Annotated in this window: 14 protein-coding genes; 1 reads left to right on the forward strand and 13 read right to left on the reverse strand. The window is 73.3% G+C overall.

Features of this window, described 5'->3' with window-relative positions:
- Positions 1-59 precede the first annotated feature (59 nt).
- The 8 genes from SM447_RS21055 to SM447_RS21090 all read right to left on the reverse strand — a co-directional run bounded on the left by SM447_RS21055 (position 60) and on the right by SM447_RS21090 (position 9,315).
- Positions 60-893 (reverse strand): ABC transporter permease, encoded by an 834-nt coding sequence (locus tag SM447_RS21055; protein WP_474574558.1) that lies wholly within the window; start codon positions 891-893, stop codon positions 60-62.
- The gene (locus SM447_RS21060; protein WP_474574559.1) at positions 890-1,849 is read right to left on the reverse strand and encodes an ATP-binding cassette domain-containing protein; all 960 of its coding nucleotides are present in this window, start codon (positions 1,847-1,849) and stop codon (positions 890-892) included. The genes SM447_RS21055 and SM447_RS21060 overlap by 4 nt, the downstream gene beginning before the upstream one ends.
- A gap of 28 nt (positions 1,850-1,877) precedes the next feature.
- The gene (locus tag SM447_RS21065; protein ID WP_474574560.1) at positions 1,878-2,717 is read right to left on the reverse strand and encodes a DUF4097 family beta strand repeat-containing protein; all 840 of its coding nucleotides are present in this window, start codon (positions 2,715-2,717) and stop codon (positions 1,878-1,880) included.
- A 76-nt stretch (positions 2,718-2,793) separates the two neighbouring features.
- A complete protein-coding gene (locus tag SM447_RS21070; protein ID WP_474574561.1) occupies positions 2,794-3,321 on the reverse strand; it encodes an Arc family DNA-binding protein in 528 nt (175 codons plus the stop codon).
- Between the two features lie 103 nt (positions 3,322-3,424).
- On the reverse strand, positions 3,425-7,090 hold the full coding sequence (locus tag SM447_RS21075) for an SCO7613 C-terminal domain-containing membrane protein (protein ID WP_474574562.1): 3,666 nt from the start codon (positions 7,088-7,090) through the stop codon (positions 3,425-3,427).
- A gap of 48 nt (positions 7,091-7,138) precedes the next feature.
- On the reverse strand, positions 7,139-7,459 hold the full coding sequence (cutA, locus tag SM447_RS21080) for a divalent-cation tolerance protein CutA (RefSeq protein ID WP_474574563.1): 321 nt from the start codon (positions 7,457-7,459) through the stop codon (positions 7,139-7,141).
- Between the two features lie 9 nt (positions 7,460-7,468).
- Positions 7,469-8,485 (reverse strand): 1-acyl-sn-glycerol-3-phosphate acyltransferase, encoded by a 1,017-nt coding sequence (locus tag SM447_RS21085; protein ID WP_474574564.1) that lies wholly within the window; start codon positions 8,483-8,485, stop codon positions 7,469-7,471.
- Entirely contained in the window at positions 8,485-9,315 is an 831-nt protein-coding gene (locus SM447_RS21090) for a patatin-like phospholipase family protein (protein ID WP_474574565.1), read from the reverse strand. The genes SM447_RS21085 and SM447_RS21090 overlap by 1 nt, the downstream gene beginning before the upstream one ends.
- 191 nt (positions 9,316-9,506) lie before the next feature.
- Here SM447_RS21090 and SM447_RS21095 point away from each other — a divergent pair, with 191 nt between their 5' ends.
- Positions 9,507-11,216, forward strand: a complete 1,710-nt coding sequence (locus SM447_RS21095; protein WP_474574566.1) for a serine/threonine-protein kinase — start codon at positions 9,507-9,509, stop codon at positions 11,214-11,216.
- Between the two features lie 15 nt (positions 11,217-11,231).
- Here the strand turns inward: SM447_RS21095 and SM447_RS21100 are convergent, their stop codons facing one another.
- The 5 genes from SM447_RS21100 to SM447_RS21120 all read right to left on the reverse strand — a co-directional run bounded on the left by SM447_RS21100 (position 11,232) and on the right by SM447_RS21120 (position 17,167).
- The gene (locus SM447_RS21100) at positions 11,232-12,290 is read right to left on the reverse strand and encodes a glycosyltransferase family 4 protein (protein WP_474574739.1); all 1,059 of its coding nucleotides are present in this window, start codon (positions 12,288-12,290) and stop codon (positions 11,232-11,234) included.
- Between the two features lie 163 nt (positions 12,291-12,453).
- Complete coding sequence (locus SM447_RS21105) at positions 12,454-13,125, reverse strand: BON domain-containing protein (protein ID WP_474574567.1); 672 nt, start codon at positions 13,123-13,125, stop codon at positions 12,454-12,456.
- A 180-nt stretch (positions 13,126-13,305) separates the two neighbouring features.
- Positions 13,306-14,850 carry a S1C family serine protease gene (locus tag SM447_RS21110; RefSeq protein ID WP_474574568.1) on the reverse strand — a complete coding sequence of 515 codons (1,545 nt, stop codon included), beginning with the start codon at positions 14,848-14,850 and terminating at the stop codon, positions 13,306-13,308.
- A gap of 62 nt (positions 14,851-14,912) precedes the next feature.
- On the reverse strand, positions 14,913-16,469 hold the full coding sequence (locus SM447_RS21115) for a HAMP domain-containing sensor histidine kinase (RefSeq protein WP_474574569.1): 1,557 nt from the start codon (positions 16,467-16,469) through the stop codon (positions 14,913-14,915).
- The gene (locus SM447_RS21120; protein WP_099853003.1) at positions 16,466-17,167 is read right to left on the reverse strand and encodes a response regulator transcription factor; all 702 of its coding nucleotides are present in this window, start codon (positions 17,165-17,167) and stop codon (positions 16,466-16,468) included. The genes SM447_RS21115 and SM447_RS21120 overlap by 4 nt, the downstream gene beginning before the upstream one ends.
- Positions 17,168-17,224: the final 57 nt, after the last annotated feature.

Consider the following 17,224-nt stretch of genomic DNA (forward strand, 5'->3'; position numbering starts at 1 on the left):
GCCGACCCGCTCGACACCCGCACCGCCACGATCCGCTGGCACGGGTGCCGCACGCGGCCTCAGGACTCGCGGTCGAACAGCCGCTTGGACCAGAGGTATCCGCCCAGCGCGATCACGGCGCACCAGGCGAGCGCGATCCAGGCGTTGTTCCCGATCGGCGCGTCCGTCAACAGGCCGCGCAGGGTCTCGATGATCGGCGTGAACGGCTGGTACTCGGCGAACCAGCGCAGCCCGACCGGCATCGAATCGGTGGGTACGAAGCCGCTGCCGAGGAACGGCAGCAGGACCAGCGGCATCGGCAGGTTGCTCGCCGTCTCGACGCTCTCACTGACCTGGCCGAGCGCGACGGACAACCAGACGAGTGCGAAGGTCACCGCCGCCAGGAACCCGGTGGTGGCCAGCCACTCGACCGGTCCCGCGGTGGGCCGGAAGCCGACCAGCAACGCCACCCCGATCACGATCGCCAGACCGATCGCAGCCTGGATCATGCTGCCCAGCACGTGCCCGGTCAGCACCGAGACGCGGGCGATGTGCATGGTGCGGAACCGGGCGATGATGCCCTCGGTCATGTCCATGGCGATCGAGATGGCGGTTCCCTGGATCGTGGCCGCGATGGTCATCAGGATGATCGCGGGCGCCACGTAGTTGACGTACGCGGCGCGTCCGCCCGCCGCGCCGTCGACTGCCGCCCCGCCGAGTCCGGCGCCCAGCATGCCGCCGAAAACGTAAACGAACAGCAGTAGGAAGACGACGGGCATCCCGACGAGCATGAGCGTCATCGACGGGTACCGCAGCATGCGCTTGAGGTTGCGGCGCAGCATCGTCGCCGAGTCGCGGAGCGGGTGCAGACGGAGGTTGGCCGGAGCCGGGCCGGCGAGAGTGGAAGTGCTCATCGGGTGGTCACCTTCTCGTTGGTGGAGGTGCCGGTGAGGGCGAGGAAGACGTCGTCGAGATCGGGGGTGTGCACGGACAGCTCGTCGACCTCGATGGCCCGGTCGTCGAGCCGGCCGAGCAGGGTCTTCAGCGAGCGCAGGCTGCCGTCGCTGGGCACCCGCAGGGCGAGCGCGTCGTTGTCGCGCGCCGCCTGATCCAGCACCCGCAGGGCCGCGTCGCGGCCCTGCGGATCGGTGAACCGCAGGCGTACGTGGCCACCGGGGATGCGGCGCTTCAACTCCTCCGCGGTGCCCTCGGCGACCACCCGTCCGCGGTCGAGCAGCGCGATCCGGTCGGCCAGTTCGTCGGCCTCCTCCAGGTACTGCGTGGTCAGGAAGATGGTGACGCCGTCGGCCACCAGTTCCCGGATGGTCTGCCACACCGCCCGCCGGCTGCGCGGGTCGAGCCCGGTGGTCGGCTCGTCGAGGAAGATCAGTTGCGGGCGTCCGACCAGGGTCATCGCCAGGTCGAGCCGCCGCAGCATGCCGCCGGAGTAGGTCGATGCCGGCTTGCCGGCCGCCTCGGTCAGGTCGAAGAGTTCGAGCAGCTGGGCGATGCGCTGCCGGCGCTCGCCCCGGTCGAGGTGGTGCAGGTCCGCCATCATCCGCAGGTTCTCCGCACCGGTGAGCAGCTTGTCCACCGCGGAGAACTGGCCGGTGACACCGATCGCGGCGCGTACCGCGTCCGGCTCGCGGGCGATGTCGTGCCCGGCGACCCGGATGTCACCGGCGTCGGCACCGACCAGGGTGGAGAGGATCTTCACGGTGGTGGTCTTTCCGGCGCCGTTCGCGCCGAGCAGCGAGAAGACCGACCCCCGCGCCACGGTCAGGTCGAGCCCGTCGAGCACGACGTGGTCGCCGAAGGACTTCCGTAGCCCGCTCACCGCGATCGCCGGCGGGGATTGCGTGATCGTCATGGTTTCCCTTTCCGAGCCGGTCGGATGGTCAGGAGCGGTGGATGGTGATGTCGCCGTACGAGGTGCGGCCGCGCACCTCGACCGTCTCGTCGTTCTCGTCGGGTCGGGCGGCGTTCTCCAGCAGGTTGCGCACGTTGCCGAACCCGGTGTTCACCTCTAGCCAGGCGGCGGTGCCCTCGGCGATGCCGATGTCCAGGTCGCCCGCGGCGGTGCCGAGTACGACCGAACCACGGACCACCTCGCCGAGGTGGATGCTGCCGTTGGAGGTCTTCACGTCCACGCCGCCGCCGGCCCGCTCGATGGCGATGGCACCGTTGGCGTTGCGGACCCGCACGTCACCGGAGACCGCGTCGATCGCGGTGTCGCCGTTGGAGTTCTTGACCTCCGCGACGCCGTCGATCCGGCCGATCTGGATCTTTCCGGAGCCGGTGGAGATCTCGGCGTCACCGGTGACGACGTCGGCGGTGACGTGACCGAAGCCCGTGTGCAGGCGCAGCGGGCCGGTGTGTTCGAGCGAGACGTCGCCGGTGGTCTTGAGCCGGCACTGCCCCAGCCGGCCGGCGCAGCGGATGTCGCCCATCTGCAGGTGTGCGTCCACGTGGGAACCGCTGGGCAGTTCGATGGTCAGGTCGACCGCCTTGGTCTTCCTGGAGAAGTCGAAGGTGCGCTTCGGCCCGGTGATCCGGAGCGTGCCGTCGGCGTGGTCGACACGGACCTGGGCGGCGGCCTGCACGTCCGACTCGTCGACCGGGTCGCTCGGGCGTACCTCGACGACCGTGTCGGTCCGGTCGCTGGCAGCGATCCGTACGGTGCTGACGGCGAGCTCGACGGTGACGGAGATCGGTTCGGGCGTCTCGAAAACTGGCATGGTTGTCCCCGCTTCCTGGGTAGGTGGACGTCCCCGCAGGTCGGGGGCGTGACGTGTGGGATGGCGTGCGGTGCGGTCAGCGCACCCAGCCGGTGAAGCCCTGCTTGGCCCGCTTCCCGCCGCGTGGCGCGGGACGCAGGTCGCGGTCGGGCCGCTGCAACGCGGCGGCGGCCGACCGGACCAGCCAGGCGTTGACGGACCGGCCCTCCTTGGCGGCCGCCTCCTCGATCGCGGCCTTGAGTTGCTCGGGCATGCGCACGTTGATTCGCGCCGCCGGGCCGTCCTCGGCGATCAGCAGATCACCCTCCGGCCCGCCGCCGACCGTCGCCGCAACGTCCTCCACGGCCCCGTCCGACTCGGCCGGCGGCAGGGTCACGACGAAGTTCGGGTCGCGCCCGCGCAGTCGTAGTTCCACCGAACCCGGGGCCAGGTCCCGGGTGATCTCGTCGGCGGCGGCCGACAGCGCGTCGAGCAGGGTCATCCGGATCGCCGATTCGAGCGAGCCGGTCAGGCGCTCGACAAGCGCACGCGTCTCCTCGCCGCCGGCTTCGGCGAGCGTGGCGAACTCGCGCCCGAGGTTGCTCACATACGTTGTCAGGTCCATGGTGCCATCATGGCACACAGATGGCACACCAACAAGCCGGATTGGCTCACAAAATGCGCCAGGCGTGGCACCATCAGGTGCCACGCCTGGTCAAGGGTCAGCGTCAGCTCATCCGGCCGACGGCGGTGCGCAGCCGGAGCAGATCGCGGCGGCGGCGCTCGTAGGTGGCCGCCAGCCCGATCAGCGCCAGTCCGGCCGCGCCCAGGAAGGCCCATCGGGGCAACAGGTCCCAGCTACGGGCCAGCTCGTTCAGGGCGAGCAGGACCAGCGTGACCCCGCCGAGCACCACCGGCGCCTGCCAGCGGCGGACCGCCCCGAGCAGCGTCGCGGCGAGAGCGGCGGTGCCGAGCAGCAGCCGTCGCCACGGTTGCGGATCGGCGCCGAACAGCACGGAGACGAGGCTGGGCAGCAGCACGGCGGCCAGGCCGGGGCCGAGGGCCAGCCAGCTGTTGAGCCCCGGCCGGGTACGCAACGCCGCCACACCGGCCGCGAGTGCCACCGCCGCCAGCGGCACCGTGTACGCCTCCAGCGCGTGCACCCCACCCGCCACCAGCAGCAGCCAGACGGCCAACAGTTCGCTGCCGCCGCCGATGCCGGCGAAGACCCAGCGTCGCTCGATCGACTCGCCCCGCCGCAACAGCCGGACGCCCATCACGGCGCCCCACAGCACACAGACCGTCGCGGCGTGTCGAGGTGCGCCCAGGGTGAGCAGCAACGCGAGCAACGCCACCGCCTGCGCGGCGGCGTCCAGCACCCGACGCACCGGTACCGGAGCCGGTCGGGAGGGCAGCACGGCGGCGAGGGCGAGGGTGAGGGCGGCGACGGCGAGCACCGCGAAGGCGGCCACGCGTGGCGGCTGCCCGCCGGCCAGCGGGGCGGTGATCGCGAAACCGGTCGCCGCCGCCACGGCGACCAGCCAGCCCAGGACGCGTACCGGCACCTGGCGCGCGGCGACGGCGACGGCCGTCGCCACGATCACCAACAGACCCAGCCCGCCCAGGGTGCCAGCCCGGGTGGCCTGAAGGTTGAGCATCCCGACCACCGCCAGGACCAGCCCGACCGGCACGGCCGTACCGACGTACGGTCCGCCCGGGTTCAGCAGCGCGACGGTCAGCAGCAGCGCCACCCCGCCCAGCAGGGTCACCGCCGGCACCACGGGCCACGGCGCGGCGGCCGCGACCAGCAGCACCGGCCCGGCTGCGGCCACGAAGGGCAGCACGATTGCGGCGGTCCGCCAACCAGCCGCGCCACCGGCCCGGCCGCCAGCGGCTCGGCCACCACCGCCGTTGTCACGGCCGCCCGAATCAGCACCGGCACCCGCGCCAGCGGAGTTCCGGTGGGACGGCGGCCAGGCGGCCAGGACCGCCGCCAACGCCAGCAGCGTCAGGGCCAGGCCGACCGGGAGCGCGTCCGACGACGGCTGGGTCGCCGGGGCACCGGACCACGGGACGGGCGGCGGTCCGTACGGCGTCAGCAGGGCGGACACCACCGTCGGCACGGCCGCCAGCGCCGCCACCGCGGCCAGACCCAGCCCGGCCACCGGCAGCATCCCCCACGGGCGGGTGCGGAACCCGGCCAGCGCGACCAGCGCCGCCGTCACCGCCGCGTACACCGTCACCCGTTCGGCACCCGGTACGACCAGGGGCGACAGACCGGTCAGCACCGCCACCACCGCGAGCCCGGTCGAGGCGTACCCGGTCAGCTCGGGCCAGGAGCGGCGCGCCGCGAGCAGCGCGACCGCCGGCGCCGCGACGGCGGCCAGCGCGGCCCGGGCCTGCCACCACGGCGGGGCACCGGCACCGATCATCGCGATCGCCGCTCCGGCCGGCACCACCAGCACCGTGGCGGCCAGTCCGCAACCGGCCACGGCCCGACGCACCGGGTCGCCGTGCCGACCGGCCACCGCCACGCCGAGGCCGACCGCCAGGATCACCGCGCAGGCGGCACCGGCGCCGGCCGGCGCGGCCAACCCGACCAGCAGCCCGTGCCCGAGCAATGCCGCGCCGGCCGACGCCGACGCCACCACCGTCACCCGGGACAGCGCCGGCCGGGCCACCGAGGCCACCAACAGCACCGCCCCGACCGCGAGGTCGATCGCGACCACGGCCGGCCACGGTGCGGCCCAGGCCGCCGGCACCGTGAGCGCGGTAGCGGCGAGGCCGACCGCCACCACCGCCGGCCGGGCACCCCGGGGCAACAGCCAGGCGACCGCGGCCACGGTCAGCGCCGCCGCCACCGGCAGCTGCCAACCCCACGCGAACGCCGGACCCGCCGTGGCCCCCCGCCACGGCGGCACCGAACGGACCACGGCGGCACCGGCGAGCAGCACCCCCGCCAGCGCCGTCAGCAGCCCTCCGCCACCCGCGACCAGCAGCGCCCCGGCCCGGGGGCCGGCGCGCCAGCCGGACGGAAGCAGCCGCACCGCGCCGGCCAGCCCCACCGCCACCAGGGCCGCTACCAGCAGCCACACCGACGCGCGCAGCTCCACCACCGGGCGGATGACCGCGCCGGCCAGCACCGGCACCAGCGCAGCGCCCGCCAGTGCCCGCGCCGGCCCGCCGCCGGCCAGCAGGGCCGCGCCCAAGGCGGTCAGCGCCACCAGCAGCATCGGCACGCCGGCCAGCAGCGCCACCCCGCCCGCTCGGCCGACCAACAGCGGCACCAGCGCACCGCCCGCGGCGAGCAGCAGCCAACCGGCGAACCCGACCCAGGCCAGGATGCCGCCGGCCAACCGCATCGCGGGTGTCGTCGCGGCCCCCTCGTCCGCGACGACACCGGTGCGCCTGCGCAGCGTGACCACCACCGCCAGGTCGACCAGCGCCGCCCCGACGAACGCCACCGCCCAGCCGGCCGGCTCCGGACGGAACTCGGCGGCGAGCAACGGCAGCAGCGGCTGGACGACCAGTAGCGCGGCGAACCACGGCACGGCCAGTCGGCTGAGTCGGGCGTAGCCGGCCGCCACCGCCGCGCCGACCGCCGTGACCAACGCGGCGTACCGGCTGCCCGGCCAGGCGGTCAACCCGAACAGGTCCACCGTCCAGGCCGCGTACCCGTCGAGCAGCACCAGCAGCAGCCCGACGGCGGCGAAGGTCTCCGCGGTGCCGCGCAGCCCGCGCCACCGCGCGACCAGCGGCACGGCCAGCAGCAGCAGGGTGAACGCCAGCAGAATCAGTGCCCGCCCGGCCACACCGACCGACGCCCAGGCCACCGCCGTGAAGACCGTCGCCGCCGTGCCGAGCAACAGACCACCCAGGACGAAGAGCAGACCCTGCACGGTCCGGGTGGAGGCTTCCGCCCCGCCGGGGCGTGCCGGCGGCGCGACGGGCGGCCATCCGGCGGCGGGCAGCGCCGGGCCGGCCGAGACCGGCAACGGCGGCACCGCCCCCGGCCGCGCCGGCACGCCGACGGTCCCGGCCGGGGGCGATCCGACGGGGGCCGACCCAGCCGGGAGCGGGCCGGCCGGCAACGATCCGGCGGGAACCGCCCCGACCGGGAACGGGCCGGCCGGGCGAGGTCCGGTGCGGGTCGGGAACTCCGCCCGGACGGCGGCGGCCAGCTCACCCCGCCGTCGCCGGAGGGTCGCCAGTCTGCCGGCCAGTCCCTCGTACGCCTGGCGGGCCTGCCGCACCTCGCCATCGAGCAGGACGATCTCCCGGTCGAGCCGGATCACCTCGGCCGCGGGCGGGTACGGCGGCCGGCCGCAGCCGGTGCAGCCGAAGTCGAGATTCGCCGGTGCGCCGCAGGCCGGGCAGGGGTAGGCGTTGTCCACGCCGTCATCCTCGACGGCGGCACACCTGCGGCGCCAGAGTGCGCGTACTCAGGGACGGGTGTGCTCGAACACCCAGGCCGCGTACCCGGGATGGCCGCAGTCCACTCTGCTGACCAGGATCTCCGGCACCTCGTAGGGGTGGCTGGCCCGCAACTGCTCCACCAACGCGTCGACCCGGTCGGGTGCCGTCTTGAACTGCACCGACCACTCGGTGCTGGTCTCCACCCCGGACCGCCACCAGTACGTGCTGTCCACCTGGCCGCCCACCTGCGCGCAGGCCGCCAGCCGTCCGGCCACCGCGGCGGCGGCCAGCAGATCGGCGACCGAGCGCGCGTCGACCACCGTCGTCACCACGCTGATCTGCTCCACCTGGGCACCCTACGTCTCGTCGTCGTGGTTGGTGGCGATCCACTCGTCCATCCGACTCCACCATTCGTAGAGCCAGTCGATGCGCTGCTGCCGGTCGGTCGGGACCTCCTCGGGCGGCACCGACCAGAACCGCATCACCAGCCGCTTGTCCATCGGCAGTTCCCGCCACACGTCGGTGACGGTGAGCATCCGGTCCAGTCCCGTGTGGGCCACGAAGATCACCCCGGCGTCGGGTGCCGCGTCCAGCGCCGCCAGCAGCCCGCCCGGCTGCGGGGCGAGCACGTGCCGCATCGCCTCCGCCTTCAACGCCATCCGCTCGTGCCCCCGGTCCCGCAGCCGCGCGATGGCCCGCAGGCGGCGTTTCGGGGTGAAGTTGCTGCCCTCGGGAAAGATCACGAAGGCGTCGTCGTCGTCCAGTCCGGTGGCGAGGTGCCCGATCTGCTCGGTAAGCGAGCCCCGGCCGTCGCGGCCCGGCGCGATGAACCGGCTCGGCAGCCGGTTGAGCAGCACGTCGATCGCCGGATCCCACTGGAGGGTGTCCTTGAGCACGATCCGTGGCTCGCGCTGGAACCAGTTCACCAGCGCGTGGATCAGGATGAACGAGTCGCCCGGCCCGGCGTGCCGGCACAGCACCAGTTCCGGTCGGCCCGGCAGGGCGGTGTCCGGGTCGGTACCGACCACGTCGATGCGCAGCCGCAAGGTCCACCGGGCCTGCCAGAAGAACACCCGCAGGAACCAGCCGGCCAGCACGTAGTGGGCACGCTGGAAGGCCGGTGAGCGTACCTGCCAGCCGAAGCCGGAGCCGACCCAGAGCAGGAAGAGGCAGAGCAGCGCCGCCGCGTCCCACACCAGGTAGAAGCAGCCGATCCAGAGCAACCGCAGCGGGCGCAGGTGCCCGGGGACGAACGGGGACGCGGCGAGCGCCAGCAGGGCCCACACCGGCACCGTGGTCACCAGCAGGATCGCCAGCAGCACCACGCCGGGTGCCAGCAGCAGTCGGCGCAGCCAACGCGGCGGTAACGGCATCAGCGTTCCAGGTTCGCCAGGTAGTGCCGGGAGGCCGAGTAGGCGCGGCTGATCCGCCGGCCCACCGCCGCCATGTCCCGGTACGCCCACGGCGTGTCGTCGCGCGGCTCCAGCCCACCGGTCGGCAGCACGTGCACCTCCACCCCGTCGGGCAGCGCGGCCATCTCCCGGGCGAACCGGTGCCGGCGGGCGATCTCGAAGGCGACCTGCGCGATCTCCCAGGGCCGGCGGGGCGGTGCCAACGCCCGTTCGATCCGGCCCACCTGGAGTACGAAGATCCGGCCGGCGCCGGCCGCGACCGCCTCGCCGATCGGGATCGAGTTGACGATCCCTCCGTCCACGTAGTGCTGGTCGCCGATGCGGGCCGGCGGCAGCAGCCCCGGTACCGAGGCGGACGCGAGGACGGCCGGCACCACGGGGCCGCTGACGAACCAGTGCTCGGCGGCCCGTTCGATGTTCGCCGCGCAGCAGCGGAAGGGGACTCGCAGATCGGCGAAGGTTGTCTGTGCGCCGAGTTCGCTCTCCAGCAGCTTGCGCAACGGCCGAGGCGAGTGCAGGTGGGTGCGGGCGGCGAAGCGCCGCAACTGCCGGGCGACCGAGTCGCCGTACACCTCGCTGGCCTCGGGAGAGGCCCAGAGCCGTACCAGCCGGTCGGTCACCGCCTCGGACGGGTCGGCGGCCACCAGGGCGCCGTTGACCGCCCCGATCGACGTGCCGAGCACCATGTCCGGCTTGATCCCGGCCCGGAACAGGGCCCGCAGCATGCCCACCTCGACCGCGCCCAGGACGCCCCCGCCGCCGAGCACGAAAGCCACCGGTCCCCGCGCCATGCCGTTCATCCTGGCACGGCCGCGCCGCGGTGGCCCCACCCCGTACCTTCCCGCGACGTCGAGCGCCGGCGGCCCCGGGCGACGCCCACCCGCGGTGTCGGCCGCGGTACCCGTCGCGTCCGGGGCCGTTGACAGGTGGGCAACATTCGCGCAACCTGATACCGCTCCCACCTATGAGGCAGGTGCGATCCGTGAAGCCAGCACTGCAGCCCGGCCGGTTGCTGGCCACCAGATACCGGCTGATCGACCAGATCGGCGCCGGTGGCATGTCGGTGATCTGGCGGGCCCACGACGAGGTGCTCGACCGGATGGTCGCCCTGAAGGTGCTGGCCCCGTCGCTGGCCGCCGACGCCCGGTTCCGGGACATGGTGCGCGAGGAGGCCCGGGCCGCCGCGCAGCTGGTCCACCCGAACGTCACCTCGGTGCACGACTACGGCGAGACCGTGTCGCCGGACGGCGCGATCACCTCCTTCGTGGTGATGGAACTGCTCTCCGGTGAGGAACTGGAGTTCCGGCTCACCGAGGGACCGCTGCCGTGGCCACAGGCGGTGGAGATCGGCGCCCAGGTCGCCGATGCGCTCGCCGCCGCCCACCGGCTCGGCATCGTGCACCGGGACATCACCACGGCCAACGTGATGATGACCCAGGTCGGCGCGAAGGTGCTCGACTTCGGCATCGCCACCCGGATCGGCGCGCCCGACGACGACGAGGACGGTGCCACCTTCGGCACCCCGGCGTACGTGGCACCGGAACGGCTCGATGGTGCTCCGGCCCAACCCGCGACCGACGTCTACTCGCTCGGGGTGCTGCTGCACGAGACCCTGACCGGGCGGGTGCCGTATCCGGCGGACACCTGGGACGAACTCAGCGCCGCGCTCGCCACCGGCTCACCGCCAACCCTGGCGGGGGTGCCGGGGTTGCCTCCGACGGTGGCCGAGGTCTGTCTGCGTTGCCTGTCCCGGAATCCCGCCGACCGCCCCACCGCCCGGCAGGTCGCCACCGTGCTGCGCGACCAGATGCTGCCCGCCGATCCCCAGGCCAGCACGATGCTCTCCCCCACCGTCACCCTGCCCATGGTCGGCGCGAGCAACACCGCTGCGCCGATCCCGGTCTGGGTCGTTCCGTCGGTCGCTGCGGCCGGGTCCCCCGGCCCCGCCGGTCTCCACCCCGGCATCGACGGTGTCAGCGGCCGGGTGGCGCCCGCCCCCGGTGGCGTCACCGGCGGGACCGGCGACCGTCCGGGTGCGGACGACGCCGATGACGCCCGGGAGCGTGGCGCGGGAGCCGAGAGCGCGGGAGCCGCGCCGGAGCCCGGCGCCGACCCCGGACGGGGACGACGACTGCCCCGCCCGGTGCACGTCGCCGGTGCCGACCCCGGGCGACGACGGCTGAGGCGGCCGCTGCTCGTCGCGGCCGCCGTGGCCGTGCTGGTCGCGGCGGCGCTGGCGGTGCCGGCGCTGCTGCCGGAGAGGGGCGGACAGCCCACCGTTCTCCCCACCGCCGGGCCGACCGTGACATCCGACCCGGTCCTGCCGGACGGCACCGCCAGCGCCGAGCCGACCGCCGCACCGCCGAGCACCTCGCCCACGCCACCGGTGTCGACCGGCGTACCGAGCCCACCCGTTGGCGGCGACAGCCTCGTCGAGGCTGCCAACCGCCTGGAAGCGCTGATCGGTGCCGGGCTCGCCGACGGCGGCATCCGCGACGACGTCGGCATCGACCTGCGTAACGAGCTGCGCAACCTGACCCGGGCGGTGGCCGGCGGCGAGGGCGAGTTGGGACCGGGCGTCGCCCGGCTACGTGAGAAGGTCTCCACCCGCCTACGCGAGGACGGCCTGAGCCCGGCGTACGCGCGGCAACTGGACGCGGCGATCACCGCGCTCGGCGCCGCGCAGGTCTGATCGGCGCGGACCCGGTCAGGCCGGGGCGATCCGGGCCGGCTCGCGCCCCGCGTGCGGCGTCGTGGCGGCGAGGAACCGGCGGTACACCTCCTCGTAGCCGACGGCCATCCGATCCGTGGAGAACGTTTGCGCCACGTGCGCCACGCAGTCCTCCGGGTCCAGAGTGGACGCCCGCTCCAGCGCCGCCGGCAGTTCCTCCGGCCGCTGGCAGATCAGCCCGCTCACCTCGGGACGGACCAGTTCCGGCACCGCGCCCCGGTTCAGCGCCACCACGGGTGTCCCGGTCGCCATCGCCTCCAGCATCACGATGCCGAACGGCTCCTCCCACTGGATCGGCATGATCAGACAGCGTGCCTCGACCAGCAGCCGCAGCACGGCCTTCCGGTCCGCGTCGAGCACCACTGTCACGTCCGGCCCGAGCATCGGCCGGATCACCTCGTAGTAGTAGCGCCGCTCGGCGGGCTCGCTGCACTTGCCGGCCAACACCAGTGGCAGTCCGGCCGCCCGGCAGGCGCGGATGGCCAGTTCCGGCCCCTTGTCCGGGCTGAACCGGGCGAGCCACAGCACCGGCCCGTGACTGGGGGCGTCCTTACGCGGGAAGTCGTCGAGGCTCATCGCGTTGTGTACGGTGCCGACCCAGGGCAGGTGCGGATTCAACGCCCGCTGGGTGTGTGAGATCGCCACCAGGCCCACTCCCCGGTCGGTGTCGCTGAGCACCGTGCCGTACTCGCCCACCGGGTTGCCGTGCACCGTCGCCACGGTGGGCACGTCGCGCCGCCCGGCCACCAACGGACCGATCGTGGTGTGATCGTGCACGATGTCGAAGTCGGCCGCACTGAGCAGGTGGTTGACCCGGGCCAGGTGGGCAAGTTCGGGCAGCGCCTCACCGAGGCGGTCGAACTGCAACTCGTCGAGGGTGGCGAGGAAGTCGGCGGCCGTGCCGTGCCCGGCACCCGCGCCCATCAGGGTCACCGCATGCCCTCGGGCGATCAGACCGTCGACCAGTCCGGCCACCACCTGCTCCAGGCCGCCGTAGCCCGGTGGCGGCACCGACAGCCAGGGTGGCACGACCATGGCGATCCGCAACCGGTGCTCGCGCGCAAGGTTGTCGGCCACGTGCCCTCCCTGTCGCTCTCCGGAGGCCGTCGCCCCCGAACGGCTTCCGGGGGTGGGATCGAGCGTCTTCCCGGTCCCGGCGTCCACAAACCGGACGCCGGCCGTGGTCAGCCGGCCGTGGTCAGCCGCCCACCAGCAGTTCGTCCCGTACCGCGCACACGCCCTCGGCCGACCACGCGATCCGTTCCGCCTGGTCCCTCTCCCACCAGGAACGCACCACTCCGCTCAGGGTCACCGAGTCGCCGCTTACCTGCACGGTCACCCGTTCCGTGCCGATTCCCCGCATCAGGGCCCGCTGCACGGCACTGCGGATCCCGTCGACGTCCACGGGGGCGGTGGGCCGCACCTCGACCAGGTTGGTGACGCCCCGTACGCCCCGCAGCCGGCGCAGCTCCCGCTCCGCGGTACGCCGCTGCCAACCGAACTCCACCTCGCCGCGCAGCATGAGCCAACCGTTGGAGACGGTGAGGTCCAGCCGCTCGGCCGGCACGAAGCTGTTCCACTCCAGCGCCCGGCTGGCCGCGAGCGCCAGTTCGCCGTCGGTGATCTCAACCGGCCCGGTCGGGCGTACCTCGATGTCGTCGGCGACCGCCCGCACACCGCGTACCCGTTGTGCCCCGCGCACCGCCGCCCACCTGCGGGCGGCGCTGTCCACGCCGCCGGTGAGCGTCACCACCCCTTCGTGCACGCTCACCCCGATGTCGGTCGAGCGCACCTGGGCGTCCCAGGCCAGTTCGTCGAGCACATCGCGCTGGATCCGGTCGTCCGTCCGAGTCGCCGTCACCGTGGTCATGGCACCCCCATCCGCCGCCACGAGGTCTTCTCCGCCGAGGCTGCCGTCGGGCAGGGTGAGCCCGGCTCACCCGCTCCGGGTGAACCGGTCCCGCAACGGAGGAAGGGCGGCGGGTGTCGCGGCCAACCCCCTTGGCCGCGCCACCCGCCGCCCCGGAGGGAGGAAGCAGGTTTCTGTCCGTTAGGACGCTTCGGCGAGCGTCACGGTTGCCGTCGCCTCGGCACCGTTTCGCTGGTAGGTCACCTCGACCTGGTCACCGACCTTGCCGGCCTGGACGGCGGCCACCAGGTCGCTGGAGTCGTTGATCACCTTGTCGCCGAACCGGGTGATCACATCGCCCTGTTGCAGCCCGGCCCGCTCGGCCGCGCTGCCCGGGTTGACCGCGCCGACCAGAGCACCGCCGTCGGGCGCGGCGTTCACGCTGACCCCGAGCGACGGGTGGCTGATCTTCTCGCCACGCTGGAGCTTCTCCGCGACGTCCTTGGCCTTGTTGCTCGGGATGGCGAAGCCCACGCCGATGTTGCCGGTGTTGCCCTGTCCCGCGGTGGCGATCGCGGTGTTGATACCGATCACCTCGCCCCGGGTGTTGACCAGCGCCCCACCCGAGTTGCCTGGGTTGATCGGAGCGTCGGTCTGCAGCAGCCCGGAGATCGAGCTGACCGCCTGGCCGGGGAGCTGCTGCCCGCCACCGGCCTGGATGGTGCGGTCCCGGGCGCTGAGGATCCCCGCGGTGACCGAGCCCTGCAGGCCGAGCGGGCTGCCCAGCGCGAGCACCTGGTCGCCGACCTGCATCGCGTCGCTGTCGCCGAAGGTGGCCGGTTGCAGATCGGTCAGTCCGTTGGCCTTCAGCACCGCGAGGTCGGTCTTCGGATCGGTGCCGACGACCTCGGCCTGGGTACTGGTGCCGTTCGCGAAGATCACCCGGACGGTGTCGCCGCCCCCGGCGATCACGTGGTTGTTGGTCAGCACGTAGCCGTCGGCGCTGAGCACCACGCCGGAGCCCTCACCACTGCCGGTGCTGATGGAGACGACGCTGTCCTGCACCGACGCGGCGATGCGCGGCAGGTCGGCACCGTCGATCACGGGCGCGGCGTTGTAGGTGCGGGTGATGCCGCCGCCGTCGCTCAGCGCCAGGGCGAGCGCCCCACCGGCGACGCCGCTGCCCAGCATCAGCGCGAACACCGCCACGCCGGCACCGGCCAGCTTCGCGATCCGGCCGGGGCGGGGCCCGCTGGACGGGGTGGGTGCCCACGGGCCCGGCTGACCGGGGTGGCCGCTCGGCGTGCCGGCGACCTGCCCCGGATACCCGGGCTGCCCGACGCCGGGCGAGGTGGGCTGAGCACCGCTCCAGCCGGGCTGGCTCGGATACCAGGGGGCACCGGGGTAGCGGGCGCCCGGCTGGTACGGGTGCTGGTAAGCATGCTGGTGCTGGTGAGGGCCGGCCGGCGCCCAGGTGGGCTGACCGGAGACCGGCTGCGCCGGCGGGTGCGAGCCGGTCCCGTCGCCGGGGCCGGGCCGGGCCGGCGCGTCCGGACCGCCAGGACCGCCCGACGACGGGTCGACGGCACGCACCGGAACCGTCGGCGCCTCGACCGTCGGCTCGGCGTCGCGCTGAACGGCAGGCGGGGAGTCGGACCGCGCGTACTCGGCGCGGGACAGCTCGGATTGCGACGGCTCGGCGTCGGTGGGGGCCGGCCGGCGCGGGTCGGACTCGTACTCGGTCATGCTCCTACCTTCTCCCATCGCTCTGCGTCCCGCCTTGGACCGACCTGAGGATTGGCTGAAAATCACTCATGGTCAATGTCCGTGGCCGGTGCGAGTGGCAGACGTACCCGGAAGGTGGCGCCACCGCCGGGCGTACCGGTCACCTCGACCGTGCCCTGGTGCACGGTCACCAGCGCGGCGACGATGGCCAGCCCGAGACCGGTGCCGGTGTTGCCGTCGGTCCGGCGGGTACGTGAGGCGTCCACCCGGTAGAAGCGCTCGAAGACCCGTTCCGCCTGCTCGGCGTTGAGCCCCGGGCCGGTGTCGGCAACCTCAATCACCGCCAGGTTGCCGGGCTCGGCGCGCAGCCGCAACGTCACCGCCGCCTCGGGCGGGGTGTGCCGCAACGCGTTGGTCATCAGGTTGCCGATCACCTGGCGCAGCCGGGCGTCGTCGCCCCGCACCACCAACGGCCCGGAGCCGGGCTCGATCTCCAGGTCGATGCGCCGGTCCGGGGCCATCGCCCGGGCCGCCGCGACGGAGTCCGCGGCCAGCACCGGCAGTTCCACCGGCGCGAGCGACAGCGGCCGTTCGCGATCCAACCGCGCCAGCAGCAGCAGGTCCTCGACCAGCAGTCCCATCCGGGCCGCCTCGTCCTCGATCCGGCGCAGCAGGTCGGAGGTCTGCTCCGGGGCCCGGGCCGCGCCCTGGCGGTACAGCTCGGCGAAGCCGCGGATGGTGGTCAGCGGCGTACGCAGCTCGTGCGAGGCGTCCGCCACGAACTGCCGCATCCGTTCCTCCGAGCGACGGGCCCGGGCCTCGGAGGCGCGGGCCGCCTCGGCGGCCTCCCGGGCGACGACCTCGGCGGACCGGGCGGCGGACTCCGACGCCGCCCGCGCGGTGAAGGCCATCTCGATCTGGCTGAGCATCGCGTTGAGGGCCCGGGAGAGCCGCCCCAGCTCCGACGTCGGGCAGGGCTGGCCGTCCTCCGGATCGGGTACCCGCCGGCTCAGGTCGCCACCGGCGATGGCGGCGGCGGTCCGTTCGATCTCCACCAGCGGCTTGAGGCTGGTCCGGACGATCGCCGCGCCGATCGAGGCGAGCAGCACCAGCACCGCCCCACCGACCAGCATGTCGATCCAGATCAGCCGCTTCACCGCCCGGTCCACGTCGGTCAGGTGCTGCCCAATCGCCGCCCACTGGCCGTTGGGCAGCTCGGTGTAGAGAATTCGCCAGCGCACCTCGCTGCCCTGGGCGCGGACCGTGCGCGGCTCTCCGGCCAGCCGTGCAAAGCCTGCGGCGTCACTCGGCCACGAAGGCAGGTCGGCCGTGTCGAACCGCCGGCTGTCGAAGTCATAGCCGATGATCCCGCCGGTGCTGCTGCTGGTGACCACCACGAGGTAATCGGTGGGAATGCCAAGCGACCCCTGCCGGCCGGCAACCACCGCGCTCTCGATGGTGCGAGCGGAGCCAGCCAATTCGTTGTCAACCTGCTCCACCAGGTAGCTGCGGAGAAAAAAGGTGGTCAGTGAGCTGATCACCAGCAGCGCGGCGGCGACCAGGGTCAGCACGGCCGCCACCAGCTTGACCCGCAGCGGAACCGAGCGGATCCGGAGCTTGGCCTGTTGTAACCCGTTCACGCCGCCGGCTTGCGTAGCACGTACCCGACGCCGCGCAGGGTGTGGATCAGTCGGGGGTCGGTCGTGTCGACCTTGCGACGCAGGTACGAGATGTACGACTCGACGATGTTGTCGTCGCCCCGGAAGTCGTAGTTCCACACGTGGTCGAGGATCTGCGCCTTGGACAGCACCCGGTTGGCGTTGAGCATCAGGTAGCGCAGCAGCTTGAACTCGGTCGGCGAGAGCTGCACCCGCTGACCGGCGCGGTACACCTCGTGGGTCTCCTCGTCCAGTTCCAGGTCGGCGAAGGTGAGCCGGGCGGGTGCCTGCTCGCCGGTGCTGGTACGACGCAGCACCGCCCGGATCCGGGCGGTCAACTCCTCCAGGCTGAACGGCTTGGTCACATAGTCGTCCCCGCCCAGGGTGAGCCCACGGATTTTGTCGTCGGTGGCGTCGCGGGCGGTGAGGAACACCACCGGCGTACGCGTGCCGCCCTCGCGCATCATCCGGATCACCTCGAAGCCGTCGAGGTCCGGCAGCATCACGTCGAGCACCACGAGGTCGGGCCGGTGGTCCCGGGCCGCGCTCAGTGCGGCACTGCCGCTGGTGGCGGTGGCCACGTCGAACCCCGCGAAACGCAGGCTCGCGGAGAGCAGTTCGAGGATGTTGGGATCGTCCTCGACGACGAGCAGTCGCGCCTCGGTCTGGGTAGCGGCCATGCCGCCCATCATCCGCGCAGACACTGCGTCGGCGCTGGGCGGAGCCTGAAAAAAACC

This window comes from Micromonospora aridisoli (assembly GCF_056150025.1).